We start from the raw sequence: 1,688 nt of genomic DNA, 5'->3' as shown, positions 1-1,688 counted from the left end.
GCCCGGGTCGGCGGCCCGCCAGGACGAGGCCTGGCTGACGGCCGTCGCGACGCTGCGGGAGCGATACGCCGACGTGCCGCTGATTCAGTGCGGGCGGAGCAACGGCGCCCGTGTCGCGTGCCGCACCGCCCTGAAGGCCGGGGCGCGCGGGGTGCTCGCGCTGGCGTTCCCGCTGCACCCGCCGTCGAACCCGGCCCGGTCGCGTGCCGGGGAGTTGCGCGAGGCGGGAGTGGAGGTCGTGGTCGTCAACGGCGACCGTGATCCGTTCGGTGTGCCGGATCCGGCCGACGCGACGGAGGTATGTGTCCTGCCGGGCGAACGGCACGATCTGTCGCGGACCCCGTCGGCGGTCGGCGAGGTCGCGGCCGAGTGGCTCGGCCGATGGAGCGGTCGAAGCTGAATCCCCCGAGGATGATCACTCGAAAGAACTAGTCCCCCGTGTGAGGAACGTGTCAGGCCGCCGACGGAGCAGGAAGATCCGTCGGACGGTGCGGAGCGATGATCTCCCCGTCGGGAAGCAGCTCGCCGGTGTCGTCGAACAGCACGATGCCGTTGCACAGCAGGCTCCAACCCTGCTCGGGGTGGCACGTGACGGTACGGGCGGCCTCACGGTCGCGTGCCGTCGCTTCGGGACATGGCGGCTGGTGTTGGCACATGATTCGTGCCTCCGGTCTTCAACTACTGGGGTGGTCTTTTCTGGGTGTCTCTATGCAGTGAGACGTTGTCAAGTGTGCTGTGGTTCACCCTCACGGCGACATAGCACGGCCGGGCGGTTTTCCAGTTGGCCTGATCGCCTCCCAGTACTCACCGGTGACACAGATCACTTTACGGCTTATCGGCCCACACTCGCATCAATAACGGCCAAAGAACAACTCTTGGTGCAGAGCGCGACTGTGTTCGAGTTTCCATGATCAGACTTGAACCTCCGTCCTAGGATGCTGTAGTGCGTCGGAGGGAAGGGGAGCCCACGTGCGCATCGCCGTGTTCGTCACGTGCTGGGGGGATGCGCTTTTTCCCGCCACTGGACGGGCCGTCGTACGGCTGCTCGAGCATCTCGGGCACGAGGTCGTCTTCGACCCCGCCCAGACCTGCTGCGGGCACATGCACTGGACGGCCGGATACCATCCGGAAGCCACCGCGCTGGCCCGCCGCCTCACCGAGATCTTCGCCGGTCACGACGTGATCGTGACCCCGTCCGCCTCGTGCGCCGCGACCGTCCGCACCGCCTACCCGCGGATGGACCCGGCGCTCGCCGGCTTACGCGTCTACGAGCTGTCCGAGCTGCTCGTCGACGTGCTGGGCGTCACCGACGTCGGCGCGCGCTACCCGCATCGGGTGACCTACCAGCCGACCTGCCACTCGCTGCGGGCCCTCGGCCTCGGCGACCGGCCGCTCCGGCTGCTGCGCGCGGTCCGCGACCTGGAGCTCGCCGACCTGCCCGAGGCGGGGGAGTGCTGCGGCTTCGGCGGGGCCTTCGCCATGAAGAACGCCGACACCTCGGTCGCGATGGTCGCCGACAAGATCGCCCGGATCCACGAGACCGGCGCCGACGCGGTGTGCGCCACCGACGACTCCTGCCTCGCCCATCTCGGCGGCGCCCTGTCGCGGCTGCGCAGCGGGGTGCGCGCGGTGCACCTCGCGGAGATCCTCGCCGCCGGGCTCGGCGCGGCCGGGCCCGCGCGCGTGCC

At 69.7% G+C, this 1,688-nt stretch carries 3 protein-coding genes; 2 read left to right on the top strand and 1 reads right to left on the bottom strand.

Annotated features, from left to right (window positions below; translation table 11 throughout):
• Positions 1-400 (top strand): alpha/beta hydrolase family protein (locus ACFFNX_RS49345; protein WP_378213397.1); only part of this gene is annotated, 400 nt, incomplete at its 5' end.
• A 52-nt stretch (positions 401-452) separates the two neighbouring features.
• Here ACFFNX_RS49345 and ACFFNX_RS49340 read toward each other — a convergent pair.
• Entirely contained in the window at positions 453-656 is a 204-nt protein-coding gene (locus ACFFNX_RS49340; protein WP_285576076.1) for a DUF5999 family protein, read from the bottom strand.
• Positions 657-969: 313 nt separating this feature from the next.
• Here ACFFNX_RS49340 and ACFFNX_RS49335 point away from each other — a divergent pair.
• Positions 970-1,688: (Fe-S)-binding protein (locus tag ACFFNX_RS49335; RefSeq protein WP_378213396.1), on the top strand; the 719-nt coding region annotated here is incomplete at its 3' end.

This window comes from Actinoallomurus acaciae (genome assembly GCF_042429965.1).
Taxonomy (GTDB): domain Bacteria; phylum Actinomycetota; class Actinomycetes; order Streptosporangiales; family Streptosporangiaceae; genus Actinoallomurus; species Actinoallomurus acaciae.
The sequence above is the reverse complement of the archived record's forward strand: the minus strand, read 5'-3'. Positions and strand labels throughout refer to the sequence as shown.